At 61.9% G+C, this 15,505-nt stretch carries 11 protein-coding genes; 1 reads left to right on the forward strand and 10 read right to left on the reverse strand.

From position 1 onward, the window contains the following. Positions 1 to 116: 116 nt before the first annotated feature. A complete protein-coding gene (locus tag GQX66_RS14125; RefSeq protein ID WP_102716746.1) occupies positions 117 to 569 on the reverse strand; it encodes a GNAT family N-acetyltransferase in 453 nt (150 codons plus the stop codon). Between the two features lie 256 nt (positions 570 to 825). Between GQX66_RS14125 and GQX66_RS14130 the strand changes: the two genes are divergently transcribed. After that, entirely contained in the window at positions 826 to 1,563 is a 738-nt protein-coding gene (locus tag GQX66_RS14130; RefSeq protein WP_085746655.1) for a transporter substrate-binding domain-containing protein, read from the forward strand. Positions 1,564 to 1,569: 6 nt separating this feature from the next. Here GQX66_RS14130 and yccS read toward each other — a convergent pair whose 3' ends face one another. The 9 genes from yccS to betI all read right to left on the reverse strand — a co-directional run bounded on the left by yccS (position 1,570) and on the right by betI (position 15,373). Further along, positions 1,570 to 3,753, reverse strand: coding sequence for a YccS family putative transporter (gene yccS, locus GQX66_RS14135; protein ID WP_007959728.1), 2,184 nt, complete (start codon positions 3,751 to 3,753; stop codon positions 1,570 to 1,572). Between the two features lie 265 nt (positions 3,754 to 4,018). Further along, the gene (locus GQX66_RS14140; RefSeq protein WP_085608896.1) at positions 4,019 to 5,197 is read right to left on the reverse strand and encodes an NAD(P)/FAD-dependent oxidoreductase; all 1,179 of its coding nucleotides are present in this window, start codon (positions 5,195 to 5,197) and stop codon (positions 4,019 to 4,021) included. Positions 5,198 to 5,345: 148 nt separating this feature from the next. After that, positions 5,346 to 6,731 (reverse strand): ATP-dependent RNA helicase DbpA, encoded by a 1,386-nt coding sequence (gene dbpA, locus GQX66_RS14145; protein WP_240869751.1) that lies wholly within the window; start codon positions 6,729 to 6,731, stop codon positions 5,346 to 5,348. Between the two features lie 57 nt (positions 6,732 to 6,788). Then, the gene (gene mdtD / locus GQX66_RS14150; RefSeq protein WP_240869753.1) at positions 6,789 to 8,216 is read right to left on the reverse strand and encodes a multidrug transporter subunit MdtD; all 1,428 of its coding nucleotides are present in this window, start codon (positions 8,214 to 8,216) and stop codon (positions 6,789 to 6,791) included. A 108-nt stretch (positions 8,217 to 8,324) separates the two neighbouring features. Further along, positions 8,325 to 9,662 (reverse strand): TldD/PmbA family protein, encoded by a 1,338-nt coding sequence (locus GQX66_RS14155; RefSeq protein WP_240869755.1) that lies wholly within the window; start codon positions 9,660 to 9,662, stop codon positions 8,325 to 8,327. Further along, on the reverse strand, positions 9,662 to 11,104 hold the full coding sequence (locus tag GQX66_RS14160; protein WP_240869757.1) for a TldD/PmbA family protein: 1,443 nt from the start codon (positions 11,102 to 11,104) through the stop codon (positions 9,662 to 9,664). The genes GQX66_RS14155 and GQX66_RS14160 overlap by 1 nt, the downstream gene beginning before the upstream one ends. A gap of 283 nt (positions 11,105 to 11,387) precedes the next feature. Further along, positions 11,388 to 13,091 carry a choline dehydrogenase gene (betA, locus tag GQX66_RS14165; RefSeq protein ID WP_240869768.1) on the reverse strand — a complete coding sequence of 568 codons (1,704 nt, stop codon included), beginning with the start codon at positions 13,089 to 13,091 and terminating at the stop codon, positions 11,388 to 11,390. Positions 13,092 to 13,198: 107 nt separating this feature from the next. Beyond that, complete coding sequence (betB, locus tag GQX66_RS14170; protein WP_085746649.1) at positions 13,199 to 14,671, reverse strand: betaine-aldehyde dehydrogenase; 1,473 nt, start codon at positions 14,669 to 14,671, stop codon at positions 13,199 to 13,201. Between the two features lie 108 nt (positions 14,672 to 14,779). Next, positions 14,780 to 15,373, reverse strand: a complete 594-nt coding sequence (betI, locus tag GQX66_RS14175) for a transcriptional regulator BetI (protein WP_102716752.1) — start codon at positions 15,371 to 15,373, stop codon at positions 14,780 to 14,782. Positions 15,374 to 15,505 lie beyond the last annotated feature (132 nt).

The raw sequence follows: 15,505 nt of genomic DNA on the forward strand, positions 1-15,505 counted from the left end.
CTGATCAAGTGTGGCGATTATGGATTCAACAACGCTCGTTCAGGTCGTTGTATCTCCCGAATATTCCCCAATCAGTCCCCTCTCCCTCCGGGAGAGGGTTAGGGTGAGGGGGCTTTTCAGGAACGCCGCATCCCGATGTGCGGAATGTCATCCTCCAGATATTCCTCACCCGCCACCACAAACCCATACCGCCCGTAATACCCCTGCAAATGCGCCTGCGCCGACAGATAGATCGGCACCTCAGGCCAGCGCTTCTGCGCCTGTTTCAGCGCCTGTTCCATCATTTCATGCCCCAGTCCTTTGCCACGCCCGGCCGGTGAGGTCAGTACGCGGCCGATCACCACGTCGCCACCCTGGGATTCCGGGTCCAGCAGGCGCAGGTACGCCACCAGCTGATCATCGTCCCAGCCCATCAAATGGCAGGTGTCACCGTCCAGATCCTGACCGTCCGGATCCAGGTACGCGCAGCGCTGTTCGACCACGAACACTTCCGAGCGCAATTTCAAAATGGCGTACAGCTGCTCCAGTCCCAGATCGCTGTGATGTTTGCAGACCCACTCGATTGTCATCTTCCGATTCCTTGAACAACGTCGCCCGATACTAAGCGCCCCGCCGAAATATGTCTGTATGGCTGAGAAATCTGTGACAAAGGCCAAAATGCCATCATTCCAATATCGCGGCCCGCCGTACTTTGTGTAATCTGCTGGGAAGCGCTGTGCGATGGCTTCAATGAGCTAAGGTTAGGGCCTGGGATTCGCCGGTAAGGGGCCTTGGGGTTTTGACTGAAAACACGCCGGGCGGCCCGCCCGCTAAGGATTTTCAAGCATGCCGCGATTGCATCGAGCCTTTGCTTTGATCGGATTGCTGTTGCTGGGTCAAAGCGCGGCAGCGGAGAAATTGCGTCTGGTGTTCGACGTCTGGCCGCCCTTTACCGATGACACACTGGTCAACGGTGGGCTGGCGACCGACATCGTCAGCACGGCCCTAGCCCGTGCCGGTTATGCCAGCGGTTATGAGCAGGTGCCGTGGGCGCGGGCGTTGATGGGGGTTGGCGAAGGACGTTACGACGTGCTGGTCAACGCCTGGTACAACGACGAGCGCACGAAGATCGGGCAGTTTTCCGCTGAGTACCTGCTCAATCGCGTGCGCTTCCTCAAGCGCAAAGACGCGCCCATCGAATACAACAACCTGCAGGAACTGCACACCTATCCGGTTGCGGTCGTGCGCGGCTACGCCTATTCGGCGCCGTTCGATGCCGACACCGCGTTGCAGAAAGTCCCTGTGCATAACTTCGCCATGGCCGTGCGTATGCTCGCGGCGGACCGGGTCAAGCTGACTCTGGAAGACGAATACGTCGCCCGCTATTACCTGGCCCGGGAATCACCGAAAGTGCGTAACGCGGTGGAGTTTTTGCCCAAACCGTTGAGCGAGAACAGCCTTCACATTCTGGTCAGTCTGAAGAACCCGCAGCACGAACAGATCGTGGCCGGGTTCGACAAGGCGATTGCATCGATGAAGGCCGATGGCAGCTATGACAAGCTGCTCAGGCAGCATGGAATGTGAGGCGGCTCAGTCTTCGGCTGTGTCTTTGATCAGATGCGCCGCGAGCGTGCGCAACGGCCCGAGTTGACGGCAGATCAACGCCAGTTGCGTCTGCACCAGCCGCTGGCCTTCGTCGATTTCGTCCGGCATCTGCTCCAGCTCATTGGCCAGCGCTTCTTCCTCATCGCTCTGAATCGCAATCGGCTGTTTGCTCGCCAGCCCCTGGGCGATTTCATCGATGCTCGCCGCCAGACTCACGCCGGCGCCGTCGATCAGGTGTTCGCGCACCTCGGCCGGCAGCTGGGTTTCCCGGTGCGCGCCAAGCCCTGACAGATAGCTGAGCAAGGTGTGCGACAGCACCAGGAAGCGAAAGCCCACGTCGGCTTCCTTCCGGAAATGCCCCGGCTCCATCAGCATGTTCGCCAGCGTCGTGGAGAGTGCGGCGTCAGCGTTGTGCGCGTTGCGCCGGGCCAGGCGATAGGCGAGGTCGTCGCTCTTGCCGGCGGCGTATTGCTGCATGATCTGACGCAGGTAAATGCTGTTGCAGGTGAGGGTGTTGGCCAGGACTTTGTTCAGGCGCCGACCCTGCCAGTCCGGCAGGAACAGGAATACCGCAAGCCCCGCAATCAGGCTGCCGAGCAAGGTATCGAACAATCTCGGCACGAACAGCCCGTAACCATCGCCGACCTGGTTGAAGCAGAACAGCACCATGATCGTGATCGCGGCGGTCGCCACGGTGTAGCGGGTGGTGCGGTTGGTAAAGAACACCACGCCGGCGGCGATGGCGAAGCACGACTGCACCAGCGGATTCGGGAACAGATCGAACAGCGCCCAGGCAATCGTCAGGCCGATCGCCGTGCCGAAAATCCGCTGACCGAGTTTGCGCCGGGTGGCGCCGTAGTTCGGCTGGCAGACGAACAGCGTGGTGAGGATGATCCAGTAACCCTGCGACGGGTGAATCAAGTGCACCATGCCGTAGCCGATGCTCAACGCCAGCGGCAAACGCAGGGCGTGACGGAACAGCAGCGAGGTCGGCGTCAGCTGCGTGCGCAGACGAATCCACACGTCCTTGAAGTTGCGCGGCGAGCGGTCGAGCAGGCTGCTGTCGGTGGCATCGGCCAGGGCGTCAGGGTTGCTGGCGTCACTGAGCAAACGGTCGAGGGTGCCGAGGTTGGCCGCCAGTGCGCGCAATGAACGCAGCAGCCCGCGCCAGGCCGGGTTGCTCTGGATGCGCAGGTGTTCGAGGGAGGCGTGCAGGTCGCTCAGGGCTTCGGCGAAACTCGCGTCGTAGATGAACGGCTGACGCATCTGGATCGATTCGGCCAGCGCCCGACAGGCCTTGCCTTGCTGGCGCAGCAGGCGCTGGCAGCGGAACAAGACATCGCTGTGGAAAAACGCATCGGCCAGGGCGTTGTAGGGGTAGTGGGAAGAACTGGCGCGTTCGTGGATGTCTTGCGCCAGGAAGTACAGCTTCAGGTAACGGCTGACTTTCGAGCCCGGGCGACCGTTGCCGACCCGGTGCAGGATGATTTCCTTAGCGCTGTTCAGGGCTGCGACGACCCGGCCGTTCTGCTGGGCCAGTTCCAGTCGCCGGGCTTCGACGTCCATCTGACGGATCGGCTCGAACAGCGAGGATTTCAGCTTCAGGTAATAGCCGAGTTCGCGGAACAGCCGCGCCAGACTCTGCTGCACCGGCTGATTGGAAAACATCGCCTGCCACAGCACCGACAGCAGGCCGTACCACGCGGCACCGGCCACCAGCAGCATCGGCTCGTGCCAGAAATCCGTGACCGCGCCGCCGCGCTGATCCACGCCGATCATGGTGTAGACGGAAAGAATCAGGGTCGCCGAAGCAATCGCGCCATACCGTTCGCCCAGCGCACCGAGCATGGTCAGGCCGAAACTGGCCAGTGCCAGGGCGATGACGAACACGATGGGGTAGGGGAACAACAATTCCACCGACAGCGCCGCGACGCTGAAACACACCAGCGTCACCGCCAGTGCGTTGAGGCGACCCTGCCAACTGTCGTCGGTCTCGGCCAAGGCGCTGGCGATAATCCCGAGGAACAGCGGGATCAGCAGCCCCATTTCATCCTGATACCAGCACAGCGCCATGCTGCCGGTCAGGGCGATGAACACCCGCACGCTGTAGCTGAATTTATCCAGCGCCCACAGGCGCCGCAAAGACTGACGAAACGAGGTCGAGGACATGAAGTGCGAAGGCCTTCCGAGGCGATGCCGCTAAATTGAGCCAGTAATGACGCCGACGCAATGGCGCCGATCACATCTGACAGCAAAAAGTGTTCCTTTGGGTTCCTGCGCCGACTTCAAATTTTGAATCTTGCACACAAACCTGTGGGAGCTGGCTTGCCAGCGATGAGGCCAGTACACCCAACATCATTGCTGACTGTCAGGCCGCCATCGCTGGCAAGCCAGCTCCCACAGGGATTGCATTTCAAATCTAAAAAAACCTGGGTCAGACGTACTGCGCGGCAGCGTAACCAGAGGCCCACGCCCACTGGAAGTTGAATCCGCCCAGATGTCCGGTGACGTCGAGCACTTCGCCGACAAAGTAGAGGCCCGGGCTTTTCAGCGATTCCATGGTCTTGGACGACACTTCACGAGTGTCGACGCCACCGAGGGTGACTTCGGCGGTGCGATAGCCCTCGGTGCCGGCCGGGACGACTTTCCAGCTGCCGAGCTTCTCGGCGATGTCCGCCAGTTCGGCGTGGGTGTACTGCTTCATCGGTTTGGAGACAAACCAGTTGTCCGCCAGCAGGTTGGCCATCTTCTTGGTGAAGATTTCACCGAGCAGGGTTTTCAGTTCGCTGTTCGGACGTTCGGCGGTTTGCTGTTGCAGCCAGCTCGCGGCGTCATGATCGGGCAGCAGGTTGATTTCGACCGTGTCGCCCGGCTCCCAGAACGAGGAAATCTGCAGAATCGCCGGCCCGCTCAGGCCACGGTGAGTGAACAGGATGTTCTCGCGAAAGCTCTGATCGTTGCAGCTGACCAGGCAATCCACCGAGGTGCCGGACAGTTCGGTGCACAAGTCCTTGAGCTGATCGGTGATGGTGAACGGCACCAGACCGGCGCGGGTCGGCAGCAGGTCGTGACCGAATTGCTTGGCGACCTGATAACCGAAACCGGTCGCGCCCAATGTCGGGATCGACAGGCCGCCAGTGGCGATCACCAGCGACTGGCACTGGATCTGGCCGAGGGTGGTGTCGAGCAGATAACCACCTTCGACCTTCTCGATGGTCTGGATCGAGGTGTCGAGGTGCAGGTTGACGCCGACCTGATCGCACTCGTCCAGCAGCATGCCGAGGATGTCGCTGGACTTGTTATCGCAGAACAGCTGGCCGAGTTTCTTCTCGTGGTACGGCACGCCGTGCTTGGCGACCATGCCGATGAAATCCCACTGGGTGTAGCGGGCCAGCGCGGATTTGCAGAAGTGCGCATTCTGCGAGAGAAAATTGCTCGGTTCGGTGTACATGTTGGTGAAGTTGCAGCGCCCACCGCCGGACATCAGGATTTTCTTGCCGGCCTTGTTCGCGTGGTCGAGCAGCATCACCTGACGCCCGCGCCCGGCGGCGGTCAGTGCACACATCAACCCTGCGGCGCCAGCGCCAATGATCACGACTTCGGTAGAGCGCAAAACGGTGTCCTCACACAATCATCACGTAGATTGTTCCCACGCTCTGCGTGGGAATGCCGCCATGGACGCTCTGCGTCCGCTTTTGAATCGTGACGCGGAGCGTCACAGGATGCATTCCCACGCAGAGCTTGGGAACGATCAAGCGTTCTTACAAAACGCGAACGCGCAGCGAACGGCCCTTGATCTTGCCGTTGTTCAAGCGCTGCAGCGCCTGCATGACCACGGTGCGCTCGACGGCCACATAGGACTGGAAGTCGAAGATCGCGATCTTGCCGACCTGGGCGCCCGGAATGCCGGCCTCACCGGTCAGTGCGCCCAGAATGTCGCCCGGACGCACCTTGTCCTTGCGCCCGCCAGCGATGCACAGCGTGCTCATCGGCGGTTGAAGCGGGGCACCGCCCTGGGACCTGAGGTTGTCCACCTGATCCCAGTTCAGCGGGGTTTTCTGCAGTTGCTCGATGGCTTGCGCGCGGTGCGCTTCGGACGGCGCAACGAGGCTGACCGCGATGCCTTTCTCGCCGGCACGACCGGTGCGGCCGACGCGGTGAATGTGGATTTCCGAGTCGCGGGCCAGTTCGACGTTGATCACCATGTCCAGTGCATCGATGTCCAGACCACGGGCGGCAACGTCAGTGGCAACCAGCACCGAAGTACTGCGGTTGGCAAACATCGCCAGCACCTGATCGCGGTCACGCTGTTCCAGGTCGCCGTGCAGGCCGACGGCGGAAATGCCTTTGGACGTCAGGTGATCGACGGTTTCCTGCACTTGCTGCTTAGTGAAGCAGAAGGCCACGGTGGAGGCCGGACGGAAGTGGTGCAGGACCTTGGTCACCGCGCTCATGCGCTCTTCCGGGGAAATCTCGTAGAAGCGCTGTTCGATCTGGGTGTCGTCGTGGAACGCTTCGGCCTTGACCGTTTGCGGGTCGCGCATGAACTTCGACGCCAGTTGCTTGATGCCCACCGGATAAGTAGCGGAGAACAGCAGGGTCTGACGACGGGCCGGGGTCTGCTCGATGATGTCTTCGATGGCGTCGTAGAAACCCATGTCGAGCATGCGATCGGCTTCGTCGAGGATCAGCGTGTTCAGGCCGTCGAGGACCAACGAACCCTTGCGCAGGTGCTGCTGGATGCGGCCCGGGGTGCCGACGATGATGTGCGCGCCGTGCTCCAGCGAGCCGATCTGCGGGCCGAAGGACACGCCGCCGCACAGGGTCAGGACCTTGATGTTGTCTTCGGCACGGGCCAGACGACGGATTTCCTTGGCGACCTGGTCAGCCAGCTCACGGGTCGGGCAAATCACCAGCGCCTGGCAACCGAAGTAGCGCGGATTGATCGGGTTCAGCAGGCCGATGCCGAACGCGGCGGTCTTGCCGCTGCCGGTCTTGGCCTGGGCGATCAGGTCCATCCCCTTGAGGATCACCGGCAAGCTCTGCGCCTGGATCGGCGTCATCTGGGCATAACCGAGGGAGTCGAGGTTAGCCAGCATGGCGGCGGACAGCGGCAAAGTATTAAAAGCGGTGGCGATGGTGGTCACGGGACTGGCCTGCAAAACAAAATGTCGCGCAGTGTACCAGCCCGGTGGCCAATAGCCCTAAGACTCGATGTGCTCTTCCGGACGTCTGACTCGCCGTCCGTCATTCTTCGAGAGCTGCGAAAAGATCGTCGCAGCGAGCATCGCCATGATCCCAACGGTCACGAACGTGAGCTGAAACGCGCCCAACACGGTCTCAACGCCGTCATTGCCGATCTCCGCCGTAAAGCCGCCGAGCAGCGCACCGGCGCACGCCACGCCAAGGCTCAGCGACAACTGCGCCACCACCGACAGCAAACTGTTGCCGCTGCTGGCGCTGGCGTCGTCGAGGTCGATCAGGGTCACGGTGTTCATCGCGGTGAATTGCAGCGAGTTGATCGCCCCGAGAACCGCCAGCAGGCACAGCAGCAGCCAGTATGGCGTCTGCTCGCTGACCAGGCCCATGCTCGCCAGCATGATCCCTAGAAACAGGGTGTTGCCGGTCAGCACGATGCGATAGCCCAGACGCTCGATCAGTGGCCGCGCGCCCCACTTGGCGACCATCGCGGCTGCGGCCAGCGGCAGCATGCTCATCCCGGCCTGGGACGGCGAATACCCCAGCGCCACTTGCAGCAGCAGCGGCACCAGAAACGGCAGGGCGCCGCTGCCCAGACGGGCGAACAGGTTGCCGAGAATGCCGACCGCGAAGGTGCGGGTCTTGAACAGTGACGGCGCGAACAGCGGGTTTTCAATGTGCCCGGCGCGCAGCCAGTACGCCGCCAGACACGCCATGCCGCCGAACAGCAACAGCATCACCCGCAGGTGTGGCAGGTGCAGTTCGCCGAGGCCTTCCATGGCGATAGTGATCAGCACCATCGCCGAGCCGAACAGCAGGAAACCCAGGCTATCGAAACGCGTGCGCTCGGTGCCGCGCAGGTCGGGGATGAATTTCCACACCGCGTAGCAACCGATGACGCCGACCGGCAGGTTGATCAGGAAGATCCAGTGCCACGTCAGGTATTCCACCATCCAGCCGCCCATGGTCGGGCCGATCAGCGGGCCGAGCAGGCCGGGAATGGTGATGAAACCCATGATCCGCACCAGTTCCGAGCGCGGGTAGGCGCGCAGCACCACCAAACGCCCGACCGGCAGCATCAGCGCACCGCCGAGGCCCTGGATCACGCGCGCGCCGATCAGCATGCTCAGGCTGCTCGACAGGGCGCAGAGCAGCGAGCCAAGGCTGAACAGCAGGATCGCGCCGAAGAAGATTTTCTTGGTGCCGAAGCGGTCGGCGATCCAGCCCGAGGCGGGAATCAGCAGGGCCACGGTGAGCATGTAGGCGATGATCACGCCCTGCATGCGCAGCGGGTCTTCGGCCAGATCCCGGGCCATGGCCGGCAGGGCGGTGTTGAGGATGGTCCCGTCGAGGGACTGCATGAAGAAAGCGATGGCGACGACCCATGGCAACCAGCGGGCGGTGATGGCGTCGAGAGGCGGGCGGTTGGGCATGGAACCTCTGGTGATGGGCGCAGTAAATCCGGGGTGACTTCATCGCGAGCAGGCTCGTTTCCACATGGACTGCGCGAACCTGTGGGAGCGAGCCTGCTCGCGATGCTTTTACAAGGTCAAGGTCAATCGGCTCACCAAGGCCCCCGGCAGCAATGCCGACGAGGTATTGCGCTGGCTGTAAGTGCTCGCCGACAGCAGCAATTCCCGTTCGGCGGTCAACGCTTCCAGATGCGAACCCAGCAGGCTGTAGGCACTGTCGTCGAAACGCATGGTGCTGACCGGTGCCTGAATCTCGCCGTTCTCGACCCAGAACGTGGCAAACCGGGTCATGCCGGTAAGGCGTGCCGCCGGTTGATCGGAGAAGTTCAGGTACCACAGATTGCTGATGTACAACCCGGTGCCCAACTGCTTGAGGATCTCGGCCTGGGACAAGTCGCCGGCGGCCATGTTCAGCGCGCTCGGCGATTCGCCACCGCCGGCACCGTTGGCCGTCAGACCGTACTCGGCGGCACTGCGCGAACCCACCAACTGATCACCCGCTTTGCCTTCGATGATCAACCGCAGATCGCTGCGCGGGTAACCTTCGCCGGAGAATGCCGGGCTCAGCGAGTCGCTGACTTTCTCGTCGAGGGACACCAGCGGACTGAATGCCTGATCGCCGGCATACAGCTTCTGCAGCGGGCTGCTTTTGCTGGCAATCGACTGCGCCGAGAAACCGCCCCAGCACAGCATGCCCATGATTTCCTCCAGCGCCGCCGGCGCCAGATAGGCGCGGTATTGGCCGGGCGGCAGGGTGCGCAGTGGGCGACCGAGAAACTCGAGTTGTTCGCGGGCCTGCTGGATGCGTTTGGCGAAGTCTTCGCTGTTCCAGTCATGCCCGGCGTAGCTGGCCTTCACCGCTTCGCCGTTCTCGTGGAACAGGCTGAAATCGAAGTTGAAGCTGTTGGCCTGATGCCAGCCGAATGCGCCGGAAGAGCTGGCGAAACCACGGCTGATCGGGCCGGCAGCGTAGAAACCGACCAGATCCAGACCTTCGGCCGCCTGGGCGATTTGCGCCACGACCTGCTCGGTGTCCGGCAGCGGATGCTCCTGCACACTCTGGCTCTGCCAGCCGTTGTGGTTGAGCAACAGGTACGGATCCTGCGGCAGCAGCGGCAGGGTTTCGCGCAGTTGCTGCAAGCCTTCGGCAAGACGTTGCAGGTCGGTGGCCTGCTCGCCGGACAGGGTGATGTGCAGGTCGGCATGGCGACCGTCGTCGATCAGTTTCAGACCAATACCGGCTTGCTGCACCTGCCCGGCCTGACGCACCTTGGCGTGGTTGAAACGGACGAAGGCCGACGATTCGGCGTCGTAACTCAGGGTGAACTGTTCCGGCTCGCGCACGGCATCGTGCAGCCAGTTGACCAGCAGCTTGAACGCCTCGGACTGGCTCTTGGAAATACTCATCAGGCGTCTCCCCCAAACACATCAACATTGCTGAACACGCAGGCCGGTGAAGCGTGGCCGACGCGGATCACCTGGTTCGGTTCGCCCTTGCCGCAGTTCGGCGTGCCCAGCACCTGAGTGGTGCCGGCGTTGCCGACGGCGCGCAGACTCTTCCAGAAGTGCGCGGAAATGCCCCGGTAGTTCGGGTTTTTCACCACGCCCTTGAGTTCGCCGTTTTCGATCAACTGGCCCCATTCGCAGCCGAACTGGAATTTGTTGCGGGCATCGTCGATCGACCATGAGCGGTTGGTGCTCATCAGAATGCCGTTTTCGATGCCGCCGATCAGTTGCTCCAGCGGCTGGTCGCCCGGCTCGATGTTGAGGTTGGCCATGCGGTCGATCGGTGGGCGGTTCCAGCCACAGGCGCGGCTGTTGGCGACGCCGTCCAGACCCGCGCGGAACTGCGACAGTGCGCCGCCCAACGGACGGACCAGCAGGCCTTCGCGAATCAGGAATTGTTTGCTGGCTTTGGAACCGTCGTCATCGTGACCGTAACTCGCCAGTTCTTCGGGAATGCCCGGATCGAACGTCACGTTGAGCAGTTTCGAGCCGTATTGCAGGCTGCCGAAATCCGAGGCTTTGACGAAACTGGTGCCGGCGTAATTGCGCTCGTCGCCGAGGATCCGGTCGAGCTCCAGCGGGTGGCCGATGGATTCGTGGATCTGCAACATCATCTGGTCGGGCATCAGCAGCAAATCACGCGGGCCTTGCGGGGTGTTCGGTGCGAGCAGCAGTTGCAGCGTCTGATCGGCGACTTGCGGGCCAGCACCGATCAAACCGCAGCGGCTGATCACGTCGGCGCCGCCCTGCTGGCCGAAGTTCTCGCGGCCGAGGCTGCGGGTCTGGCTGTCGTTGCCGTCGTAGGCGGTGACGCTCAGGCCCGGATAGACGAAACGCTGGGCCTGGCGCAATTCGGCGCCGGCGCTGCTCAAATAGATCTGTTCGACGTGGGTGATGCCGATGCTCACTTCCCAGTTCACCAGGCGCTCATCCTTTGGCACCGAGGCGGATTCCGCGCCGAGCAGCTCGAAGCATTCGCTCAGGGACGGAAAGGGTTGTTCCAGATTGGGTGAAAAGTAGTCGGCGCGGTCGCTGGACACCGGCTGCTGGCTCAGGTCGAGCAGGGCGTGGGGCTTGATCCGCCGGGCCTGCTGCTCGGCGCGCTCGAGGGCGGTTTGCAGGCCTTGTTGCGACAGGTCATTGGTCGCGGCGTAGGCTTCGACGCCGTTGACCCGGACGGTGAGCATCGCGCCTTCGTCGCGGCTCAGGCTCGGCGGCTCGGCGACATTCTTGCGCACCGACAGGTACTGGCCGGACTCGCGCACATACCGCAAGGAAAAAAACTCGGCGCCCGTGCGCAAGGCAGCGAAGCGCTGCTTGAGCTGGGGGTGGAAATCGAACATCAGGGAAACCTCCTTGTCATGGGAGAAACGGCGAAGCGGATTCGGCGGGGAGGGGGTGAAACGATTGGGCGAGGACTAGAGTAGGCCTGCGAGGGGGTAGGATCAAGTGAAGAGGGGGTGTCGGAGGATTTACTGTGAAGCAGGAGAATTTGCGGTGAATTGCATGGCCTCATCGCGGGCAAGCCCGCTCCCACAGGTTTTTTGGTGGTCACAGAATCTGTGAACGACGCAAAACCTGTGGGAGCTGGCTTGCCAGCGATTAGCCGTGACGCGGTATTACGGTTTACTGAGCAACAGCACTCACTTCACGCAGTGCCTTGCCTTTCACCGGCGCATCGCCAGCGACGTAGTAAGGTGCGTTGCTGCGCGGCAATGGCTGGCGGCCACGGATCTTGTCGGCGATTTTCTCGGCGATCATGATCGTCGGCGCGTTCAGGTTGCCAGTGGTGATGATCGGCATGATCGAGGCATCGACCACACGCAGACCCTGCATGCCATGCACGCGGCCTTCGCCATCCACTACTGCCATGTCGTCGGTGCCCATCTTGCACGAGCAGGACGGGTGGAACGCGGTTTCGGCGTGCTCGCGGATGAACTTGTCCAGCTGCTCATCGGTTTGCACTTCGATGCCCGGGCTGATTTCACGGCCACGGAAGGCGTCCAGTGCAGGCTGTTGCATGATTTCACGGGTCAGGCGGATGCCGTCGCGGAATTCCTGCCAGTCCTGCTCGGTGGCCATGTAGTTGAACAGGATGCTCGGGTGCTGGCGCGGATCCTTGGATTTGACCTGGACGCGACCGCGGCTCGGCGAACGCATGGAACCCATGTGCGCCTGGAAACCGTGCTCTTTCACACCGTTGCTGCCGTTGTAGTTAATCGCCACCGGCAGGAAGTGATACTGGATGTTCGGCCACTCGAATTCCGGACGGGTACGGATGAAACCGCCGGCTTCGAACTGGTTGCTGGCGCCGATGCCGGTGCCGTTGAACAGCCACTCGGCACCGATGGCCGGCTGGTTGTACCAGAGCAGCGACGGGTACAGCGAGACCGGTTGGGTGCAGGCGTATTGCAGGTACAGCTCGAGGTGATCCTGCAGGTTTTCACCGACGCCCGGCAGATCGTGAACCACCGGAATGTCGAGGCTTTCCAGCAGTTTTGCCGGGCCGACGCCGGAGCGTTGCAGCAGTTGCGGCGAAGCGATCGCGCCGGAGCAGACGATGACTTCTTTACGGGCGCGGGCTTCAACGCGTTCTTCAGCGGCGCCGACCAGGTAACGCACGCCAACGGCACGCTTGCCTTCGAACAGAACCTTGTCGGTCAGGGCGTGGGTGACGATGGTCAGGGTCGAACGCTTCTTGGCCACGTCCAGGTAACCACGGGCGGTGGAAGCACGACGGCCGTTCGGCGTCACGGTGCGGTCCATCGGGCCGAAGCCTTCCTGCTGGTAGCCGTTCAGGTCTTCGGTGCGCGGGTAACCGGCTTGCACGCCAGCTTCAACCATGGCGTGGAACAGCGGGTTGTTGCCCGCTTTCGGCGTGGTCACGCTGACCGGTCCGTCGCCACCGTGGTAGTCGTTCGGGCCGATGTCGCGGGTTTCCGCTTTACGGAAATACGGCAGGCAATCGAGGTAGGACCAGTCTTCCAGGCCTGGCAGTTTCGCCCAGCCGTCGTAGTCCATTGCGTTGCCGCGGATGTAGCACATGCCGTTGATCAGCGAGGAACCGCCGAGGCCCTTGCCGCGACCGCATTCCATCCGGCGACCGTCCATGTGTGGCTCAGGATCGGTTTCGTACGCCCAGTTGTAGCGGCGGCCTTGCAGCGGGAATGCCAGGGCTGCCGGCATCTGCGTGCGGAAGTCGAGACGGTAGTCCGGGCCACCGGCTTCGAGCAGCAGGACGGTGACGCCTTCGTCTTCAGTCAGACGGGTCGCCAGGGTGTTACCGGCAGAGCCGGCACCGACGATGATGTAATCGAATTCTTGGGACATTGAATGCACCCTCTTTGAAGTTGGTCAGGTCAGACAGCCAGCGCTTCCCTTGTGGGAGCGGGCTTGCCCGCGAAGGCGGCTCCGCGGGCAGCACACGATGGCGGGTCTTAGAACACCGAGACGTAATCGCCCAGCTCGACCTGTACCGATTTGATGCGAGTGAAGTTGTTCAGCGAGCTGATGCCGTTCTCACGGCCGACGCCCGACTGCTTGTAACCGCCAACCGGCATTTTTGCGTCGGACTCGCCCCAGGCGTTGATCCAGCAGATACCGGCTTCCAGTTGATGAATCACGCGGTGGGCGCGGTTCAGGTCGCGGGTGACGATACCGGCGGCCAGGCCGAAGTCGGTGTCGTTGGCGCGACGGATCACTTCTTCTTCGGTTTCGTAGGTCAGGATCGCCATTACCGGGCCGAAGATTTCTTCACGGACGATGGTCATGTCGTCGGTGCAGTCGGTGAACACGGTCGGAGCCACGAACGCGCCCTTGGCGAATTCGCCGTCGGTCAAACGTTCGCCACCGCACAGAACGCGGGCGCCTTCTTCTTTACCTTTGGCGATGTAGCCCAGCACGCTTTCCATGTGCGGGAAGCTGACCAGCGGGCCGAAGTTGGTGTTTTCGTCTTCCGGGTTGCCAACGCGGATGCGCGCAACGCGCTCGACGATCTTGGCTTCGAAAGCGGCTTTCAGGTGGCTCGGCACGAACACGCGAGTGCCGTTGGTGCAGACCTGACCGGAGCTGTAGAAGTTGGCCATCATGGCGGTGTCGGCGGCGCGATCCAGGTCGGCGTCGTCACAGATGATCAGCGGAGACTTTCCGCCCAGTTCCATGGTCACGTCTTTGAGCGACGAAGCCGAAGCGCTGGCCATGACCTTCTTGCCGGTGTCGGTGCCGCCGGTGAAAGAGATCTTCTCGATGCGCGGGTGCTCGGTCAGCCAGGTGCCGACTTCACGGCCGCTGCCGGTCAGTACGTTGAACACGCCGTTCGGAACGCCGGCTTCGGTGTAGATTTCGGCCAGTTTCAGGGTGGTCAGCGAGGTGACTTCGCTTGGCTTGAAGATCATCGCGTTACCGGCCGCCAGGGCTGGAGCGGATTTCCACAGAGCGATCTGAATCGGGTAGTTCCACGCGCCGATACCGGCGACAACGCCCAGCGGCTCGCGACGGGTGTAGACGAAGGAAGTGTCACGCAGCGGGATCTGCTCGCCTTCGATGGCGGGCACCAGGCCTGCGTAGTATTCCAGCACGTCGGCGCCAGTGACGATGTCGACGTACTTGGTTTCGGAGAAGGCTTTACCGGTGTCCAGGGTTTCCAGGGCAGCCAGTTCATCGTTGCGCTCGCGCAGGATGTCGACGGCACGACGCAGGATGCGCGAACGCTCCATGGCGGTCATCGCGGCCCAGATTTTCTGGCCCTTTTCGGCGCTGACCACAGCACGCTCGACGTCTTCCTTGGTCGCACGTTGCACTTGTGCGAGGACTTCACCGTTAGCCGGGTTGATGGCTTCGAAGGTGGCATCGCTGCCGGCGTCGGAGTACGCGCCATCGATGTAGAGTTTTTGCAGTTCGAAACGGGCCATAGTGTCCTCGCAAGTGCATTAGTGGTTGGCGTTGGTCACCGGGTGAGCCATATAGCTGTGGCATCACTGGTCGGTGACAGTTCAGGGGCCGAGCGTTTTCTCTGTGCTCTAGCTCACCTGCTTGGCCAATTGGAAATCCATGTATTCGTAAGCGATCTGTTGCGCCTGCGCAGTGTCGAAAGCGTCTCCCGACAGCGCGCCGCGCAACCACAAACCGTCGATCAGAGCTGCCAGTCCACGGGCGGCGGTGCGCGCATCTTCGAGCGGCAACACACGGCGGAACTCGCAGCACAGGTTGGAATACAGACGGTGATCGTTGATCCGCTGCAACCTGTGCAAAGACGGCTGGTGCATGCTGGTGGCCCAGAAGGCCAGCCAGGTTTTCATTGCCGGGCCATTGACCTGGCTGGCGTCGAAGTTTCCTTCGATGATCACCTGCAGATGCGCCCGGGGGCTGTTGTCTGCCAGCGCCTGACGGCGCGCGGTGACGCTCTCGCTGAGGGCGGTCATCAGATACCGCATCGTGGCGGCGATCAGGCCATTCTTGTCCTGAAAATAGTGACTGATGATGCCATTCGAGACACCGGCCAAACGGGCGATCAGCGCAATGCTGGCGTCCCCCATTCCGACCTGATCAACCGCCTGCAAAGTGGCTTCGATCAGTTGTTGGCGGCGGATGGGTTGCATACCGACCTTGGGCATCTTGCACATCTCCTTAGGCCTTCCGACGGGCGAATGACGCCTATCGGATTGAGGGCCAGTCTATTTTGTTTTGATTGAACGTTCAATCAACAAAGAATAAGATCTGCGACAAATCGTCGCTGCCTACAGATT

This window comes from Pseudomonas sp. B707 (assembly GCF_022496685.1).
In the GTDB taxonomy this organism is placed as follows: domain Bacteria; phylum Pseudomonadota; class Gammaproteobacteria; order Pseudomonadales; family Pseudomonadaceae; genus Aquipseudomonas; species Aquipseudomonas paraglycinae.

Coding starts and splice junctions, on each gene's coding strand:
- GQX66_RS14130 (WP_085746655.1), top strand. CDS start 826: ATGCCGCGATTGCATCGAGCCTTTGCTTTGATCGGATTGCTGTTGCTG.
- betI (WP_102716752.1), bottom strand. CDS start 15,373: ATGCCCAAGGTCGGTATGCAACCCATCCGCCGCCAACAACTGATCGAA.
- yccS (WP_007959728.1), bottom strand. CDS start 3,753: ATGTCCTCGACCTCGTTTCGTCAGTCTTTGCGGCGCCTGTGGGCGCTG.
- GQX66_RS14125 (WP_102716746.1), bottom strand. CDS start 569: ATGACAATCGAGTGGGTCTGCAAACATCACAGCGATCTGGGACTGGAG.
- GQX66_RS14160 (WP_240869757.1), bottom strand. CDS start 11,104: ATGTTCGATTTCCACCCCCAGCTCAAGCAGCGCTTCGCTGCCTTGCGC.
- mdtD (WP_240869753.1), bottom strand. CDS start 8,216: ATGCCCAACCGCCCGCCTCTCGACGCCATCACCGCCCGCTGGTTGCCA.
- GQX66_RS14155 (WP_240869755.1), bottom strand. CDS start 9,662: ATGAGTATTTCCAAGAGCCAGTCCGAGGCGTTCAAGCTGCTGGTCAAC.
- betA (WP_240869768.1), bottom strand. CDS start 13,091: ATGTCCCAAGAATTCGATTACATCATCGTCGGTGCCGGCTCTGCCGGT.
- betB (WP_085746649.1), bottom strand. CDS start 14,671: ATGGCCCGTTTCGAACTGCAAAAACTCTACATCGATGGCGCGTACTCC.